The sequence below is a fragment of the Streptomyces ziwulingensis genome (assembly GCF_039542605.1).
GTDB classification, from domain to species: Bacteria; Actinomycetota; Actinomycetes; order Streptomycetales; family Streptomycetaceae; genus Streptomyces; species Streptomyces ziwulingensis.
In genome coordinates, this window is record NZ_BAABIG010000059.1 from 1 (window position 1) to 6,583 (window position 6,583).

Annotated in this window: 3 protein-coding genes; all 3 read right to left on the minus strand. The window is 72.5% G+C overall.

Annotated elements, in window-relative coordinates; translation table 11 throughout:
- A partial coding sequence (locus tag ABEB00_RS27015; protein ID WP_345622969.1) for a type I polyketide synthase occupies positions 1-1,398 on the minus strand: 1,398 nt, incomplete at its 3' end.
- A 439-nt stretch (positions 1,399-1,837) separates the two neighbouring features.
- Positions 1,838-3,442 carry an FAD-binding oxidoreductase gene (locus ABEB00_RS27020; RefSeq protein ID WP_345622970.1) on the minus strand — a complete coding sequence of 535 codons (1,605 nt, stop codon included), beginning with the start codon at positions 3,440-3,442 and terminating at the stop codon, positions 1,838-1,840.
- A 203-nt stretch (positions 3,443-3,645) separates the two neighbouring features.
- On the minus strand, positions 3,646-6,583 hold a 2,938-nt coding region (locus ABEB00_RS27025), incomplete at its 5' end, for a type I polyketide synthase (RefSeq protein ID WP_345622971.1).

Here is a 6,583-nt window from a genome sequence, read left to right on the forward strand (position 1 = left end):
CTCCAGCACCACATGCGCGTTCGTCCCGCTGATACCGAAGGAGGAGACACCGGCTCGGCGCGGACGGTCGGACACCGGCCATTCCCGCGCCTCGCGCAGCAGTTCCACCGCACCCGACGACCAGTCCACCGCTGCTGATGGCCGATCGACATGCAGGGTGCGCGGCAGGATGCTCTCCCGCATCGCCAGCACCATCTTGATCACGCCGGCGACGCCCGCCGCGGCTTGGGTATGACCGATGTTCGACTTCAACGAACCCAGCCACAGCGGCCGTTCGGCGTCACGGCCCTGCCCGTATGTGGCGAGCAGCGCCTCGGCCTCGATCGGGTCCCCTAGACGTGTGCCGGTGCCGTGGGCCTCCACGACGTCGACATCCGCGCTGGAGAGCCCCGCCGACACCAGCGCCTGACGGATCACCCGCTGCTGCGAGGGTCCGTTGGGTGCGGTCAGGCCGTTGCTGGCGCCGTCCTGGTTCACGGCGGAGCCGCGCACCACGGCCAGCACCCGGTGTCCGTTGCGCCGCGCGTCGGACAGCCGCTCCAGCAGCAGCATGCCGACACCCTCGCCCCAGCCGGCGCCGTCGGCGGCGTCGGCGAAGGACTTGCACCGGCCGTCGGGGGACAGCCCGCGCTGTCGGCTGAACTCCACGAACAGGGTGGGTGTGGTCATGACCGTCACGCCGCCCGCCAGCGCGAGCGAGCACTCGCCGGACCGCAGGGCCTGCGCCGCCAGGTGGAGGGCCACCAGCGACGACGAGCACGCCGTGTCCACCGTCACCGCCGGACCCACCAGGCCCAGGGTGTAGGCGATGCGGCCGGAGGCGATACTGCCGGAGTTCCCGCTGACGACATAGCCTTCGACCTCACCCGGTGCCCGCGTGTGGCCGGGTACGTAACTCTGGTACATGAGCCCCGCGAAGACGCCGGTGCGGCTGCCCCGCAATTCGGCCGGGTCGATGCCCGCGCGTTCGAACGTCTCCCACGCCGTCTCGAGCAGCAGCCGCTGCTGTGGGTCCATCGCCATGGCCTCGCGGGGGGAAATCCCGAAGAACGAGGCGTCGAAATCGCCGGCGTCGTGGAGGAATCCCCCCTCGCGCGCATAGGTCTTACCCGAGCGGTCCGGGTCGGGGTCGTAAAGGTCGTCCTCCCAGCCGCGGTCGGACGGGAAGGGCCCGATCGCGTCGGCTTCCTCCGTCACCAGATGCCACAGTGCCTCGGGGGAGTTCACACCGCCTGGAAACCGGCAGGCCATGCCGACGATCGCGACGGGTTCGGCGGACCTGGACTCCAGCTCCTGGACTCGTCGCCGGGCCCGGCGCAGATCGACAGTCATTCGCCGCAGGTAATCGACGAGCTTTTCCTTCTCATCTTCTTCCGGCACCGGCGCCACTTCCCTCATCGGGTAGCCTGCAGCAAAAGGAACTGGTGGAAAAAGTGCAGGGCGAATCCCATTGCACGACTGATCCGCAATGCTACTCAGCGGCCGCACTCCGGAACCCCTAAGATCCCCCTAAGGGCTGTCCCGCAATTCCTGGCGGGCGCGCGACGACAGCTACGGCACCTCGCCGCGTTGTCGGATCCTCCGCTGCCTTTGATGGTGGCGTGGAGCCGCACCAGCATCCAGCACCTCGTGCGGCCGGGGCCCGGCCGCCGTCATCACTTCCTGGATGCGGAACGGGCCGCCCTTGTCGTGGACGACTGCCGCTGAGGTGGCACGCATCACGTCTGCCGTCGATCGGCGTCGCTCGTGATGAGGCACGGGCCCCTGGGCACGCCGGGGATCGGCGCGCTCAGGGGCCCGGAGACGGGAAGCGGCGGTCAGCCGGCCCTCGGGACGGTCAGATGGACAGTCCGTGGCGGAAGACGCCGCGCGGGTCCCATGTCTTCTTGATGTCCTTCAGCCTGGTGTAGTTGTCGCAGTAGAACAGGGTGTGCCAGGGCGTCGGCGAGGTGTTCAGGGTGCGGTCGGCGAGGTCGACGTCCGGCCAGCCGATGTAGCAGCCGTCGTAGCGGTCGCCGGGGGCGGGCACTCCTCCGCTGTCCTGGTGGAGGTCGTGGTAGAAGTTCCTGGACCAGGTCAGGTGGCGGTCGTCGTCCTCCGCCTTGTCCCAGTAGTTGTAGATGGAGGCCAGCAGGACGGACTGGCGGTGGGACGTGGCGGTCGCGTCCACGGCGGGCGCGTTGATCTGCCCGCCGTACGAGGAGAGCGCGAAGGCCGCCGGGGCGTGCCGGTAGTCGGGGCTGGTCAGGTACGCGTGCACCGTCTCCATCTGGGCGTCGGTGTAGCGCTTCTTGAGATAGGCACCCTTCGTCTTGGACCGCAGGGGCGGCTTGGCCCCGAGGCCGATGCCGGTGTCGACGTAGGACAGGACGGTGGTCAGCCACGGCAGCCGCGACGAGGTGGTGACCGTCGGCTTGACGTCCACGTCCTCGCAGGCCGCCGTGATGAAGTCGTGGAGAATGCGCTCGTTGCCCTCCACCGTGGGGTCGACCTGCCCGGCGACGGTCACCGTGCCGAACTCGACACGGGGGGCGATGAACCCTGCGAACAGGGCGTTCTCCTTCATGCCGGGGGCGCTGTACCGCTCGTGCCAGGCGCCGACGTTGCGGGCGATGCGGACGAATGACTCCCGGTCCAGCTCGTCCCACTTCCACACGGCCCGGGAGATGAGCGTCCCGCCGGGCGCCTTCGGCAGCAACCGGCCGGCGTCGTTCGAGAAGGCGTCGGGCGAGCGCAGCCAGAAGCGGGTGACGACTCCGAAGTTGCCGCCTCCGCCGCCGGAGTGCGCCCACCACAGATCGCGGTTGGGGTCCTTCGGTTCACGAGTGGCCACCACGGCCCGGGCGCTGCCCCGGGCGGGCACCACGACGACCTCGACGGCGTACAGGTTGTCCGCGACCAGTCCGTATTTGCGGGACAGGGCGCCGTAACCGCCTCCCGTGATGTGGCCGCCGACGCCGACGGGCGGGCAGGCCCCACCGGGAAGGGTGACTCCCCAGCCGTAGTACAGGGTGCGGTAGACCTCGCCCAGGGTGGCGCCGGCCTCGATGGCGAAGGCCCGCATCCTGGGGTCGTAGGACACCGAGCGCATGCCGGTGACGTCGATGACGCTCCGCACCTTCGGGCCGTCCACGAGCCCGTCGAGGTTGTGGCCGCCGCTGCGCACGCCGATCCGCTTGCCCTCGCGCACGGCGTCGTTGACGGCGTCGATCACCTGCGCGGTGCTGGTGACGACGCGGATGTTGTCCGGGTTGCCGGTGAAGCGGCGGTTGTAGCCCCGCAGAAGCAGGTCCTGGTAGCGAGGATCGTCCGGTGTGACGGAGACGGACTCCCGGTCGGGCGTCTCCACGAAGGTGGGTGCGGACGCGGCCGAGAGTGCCGCGTCCGAGGCCGGATCCGGAGCGATGAGCGCCAGATCCGCAAGCATCCAGCCATCGGCCATGATGTGTTCTCCCCCGTTGCTGTGACTGTGCCGCGGGGCCCGGCCGTGCTCCACGGCCTCCGGCCGTGCTCTTCCGCTGCTACGGGCCCCCGGTGTGGCTTTCAGCCAGGACACTACTGGCGCCCGCGCGCGCTCCACCCCTATCTATCCCCTATGCGGCTGGGGCCGCGCAGCCTCGTACGCCCCACGGGCCGACCCGGGAATCAGCCCGCATCCAGCTCCTCCTCGATGATGCCCAGCAGTTCCTCCACCGGGGCCGAGCGGACGTCGTCGTCCAGGGAGCCGCCGTCCGCGTCCGCCACGCCTCCTGACGCGCGGAGCTTCGACAAGAGGCTTTCCAGCCGGTTCGCGACCACCTCACGGTCCGCGCCGTCCGTGGCCCCGGACCACATCCCCGCCTCCAGCCGTTCCAGCGTCCCGAGCACGGAACCGTCCGCGGGGCCGGACGCGCCGAGCGGGAGTTCCGCGCCCAGGTGTTCCGCCAGCGACCGGGGGGTGGGGTGGTCGAAGACGAGGGTGGCCGGGAGCCGGAGCCCGGTGGCGGCACCCAGCCGGTTGCGCAGGTCCACGGCGGCCAGCGAATCGAAGCCGAGCTCCTTGAACGCGCGCTCGCGGTCGACGGCCTCGGGCCCGGAATGACCCAGCACCGTGGCCACCTCGGCGCGCACCAGGTCCAGCAGGACCCGGTCCCGTTCCGCCGGGTTCAGGCCCGTGAGCCGCCGCACCAGCGCGTCACCGCCCACGGCCTCGGCGGCGGCCGCCTGCCGCTTGACAGGGCGTACGAGGCCGCGCAGCACGGCGGGCATCCGGTCGCCCTGCCCGCGCAGGGCCGCGGTGTTCAGCCGTACGGGTGCCAGCAGGGCGGGTCCGAGTCCGATGCCGGTGTCGAACAGCCGCATGCCGTCCTCGGACGGCAGGGGGACGACACCGCCCCGCGCCATGCGGCGACGGTCGGCCTCGTCGAGGTGCGCGGTCATGCCTCCGGCCTCGCCCCACAGCCCCCAGGCCAGGGACACCGCAGGCAGGCCCGCCGAGCGCCGGTGGTGGGCGAGCGCGTCGAGGAAGGTGTTCCCGGCCGCGTAGTTGGCCTGCCCGGGCGGGCCGATCAGCCCGGAGACGGAGGAGTACAGGACGAAGGCCGACAGGTCGAGGTCCTTGGTGGCCTCGTGCAGGTTCCACGCGGCGTCCACTTTGGGACGGAGCACGCGGTCGAGCTGTTCGGACGTCATCGAGGCGAGTACGCCGTCGTCCAGCACACCGGCGGTGTGCACGACCGCGGTGAGCGGGTGCTCCGGCGGTACGGAAGCCAGCAGTCCGCCGAGCGCGTCACGGTCGGCGACGTCGCACGCCGCCATGGTCACCGACGCTCCGACCTCCCGGAGTTCCCGTGTCAGCTCGGCGGCCCCGGGTGCCCGGTCGCCCCGCCGGCTGACGAGGAGCAGGTGCCGCACGTCGTGGGCGGCGACCAGGTGCCGGGCGGCCAGGACGCCCAGGGCACCGGTCGCGCCGGTGATCAGCACAGTGCCCTCCCCGGTCCAGGGAGCGGCGGCCGGACCGGCGGTCGCGGCCGTGGCCTTGGCCAGGCGCGGCACCCGTACCTCGCCGTCCCGGAGTGTGAGCTGCGGTTCCCCTCCCGCCAGCGCCCCGGGCAGGGAGCGCAGGGAGGCCGGCCGCCCGTCGGTGTCGACGAGCACGAAGCGGCCGGGGTACTCCGTCTGCGCGGTGCGGACCAGTCCCCACAGGCCCGCGTGCCCGAGGTCCGACACCTCGCCGGCCCCCGGCGACGGCGTGGGGACGGCACCCCGTGTCAGGACGACCAGCCGTGCGGCGTCCAGGGCCTGGTGGGCGGACCAGCTCCGCACGATGTCCAGCATCGTGGCGGCGGCTGCCCGAGCGGCCGTGGGCAGGGCCGTGGTGTCACCGTCGGTGGGGGGCGGCACGTACAGGACGGTCCCGGGGACGGGGGCGCCGTCGGTCACCGCCTGGGCCAGCGCCGCCACGTCCGCGTAGACCTCCGGGGCGCCGGACGGCGCGGGCTGCTCGGGACCGTCGGGGGAGTGCGCGAGGTCCGTGACGAGGGCGGCGGCGTGCTCGCCCAGCAGGGCCCACCCGGACGCGGGGGCCGGGGCGGTGCCGGCGGCGGGCAGGGCGGGCCATACGACCTCGTAGAGATCGTCGGTCGTGCCCTGCGAGCTGGAGGCGGCGGCACGCAGCGCCTCCAGCGACACGGTGCGCCACGCGAGCGAGTCCACGATCGCCACGGGCGCGCCGGTGCCGTCGGCGATCACGAGGGAAACGGAGTCGGAGTCCGGGCGCGTCGTCAGGCGGACCCGCAGGGCCGAGGGACCGGGGGAGTGGATCCGCACCCCGGACCAGGAGAACGGCAGGCCGGGATCGGCGCCCCCGTCCAGTGCCTTGAGGACGGCGGAGTGCAGGGCGGCGTCGAGCAGGGCCGGATGGAGAGCGAACGCCCCCGCCTCCGGACGCTGTTCCTCCGGCAGCTCGACCTCGGCGAAGATCTCGTCACCTCGGTGCCAGGCCCGCTTCAGCCCCTGGAAGACGGGGCCGTAACCGTAGCCCTGCCCGGCGAGCGTCTCGTACAGCGTGCCGGTGTCGACCTCGGCGGCGTCCGCCGGGGGCCAGGCGGTCAGCCCGGTGGGGGCGGGCGCGGGCTCGGCGGTCAGGACGCCGGTGGCGTGGCGTGTCCACGGCCGGTCGTCGTCCGTGTCGGCGCCGGGGCCGGGGCGTGAGTGGATGCCGACCCGGCGCCGTCCCGACGCGTCCTCCTCGCCGACCACGACCTGGAGTTGGACGGATCCGTGCTCGGGCAGGACGAGCGGCGCCGCCAGGGTCAGGTCCTCCAGGTGGTCGCAGCCGACTTGTCCGCCCGCCCGGACGGCCAGCTCCACGAAGGCCGTGCCCGGCAGCAGCACGGTGTCCATGACCGCGTGGTCCACCAGCCACGGATACGTGCGCAGGGAGAGCCTGCCGGTCAGTACCGCCCCGGCGCCGTCGGCCAGCTCCACCGCGGCACCCAGCAGGGGGTGGCCGGCGGCGCGCAGGCCGACCGCCGTCATATCGCCGCCGTCCTCCGGCGCCCGCAGCCAGAAGTGTTCGCGTTGGAAGGCGTAGGTGGGCAGG

Excerpts from the sequence above, each read along its gene's own strand:
- ABEB00_RS27020 (WP_345622970.1), bottom strand. The coding sequence starts at position 3,442 with ATGGCCGATGGCTGGATGCTTGCGGATCTGGCGCTCATCGCTCCGGAT.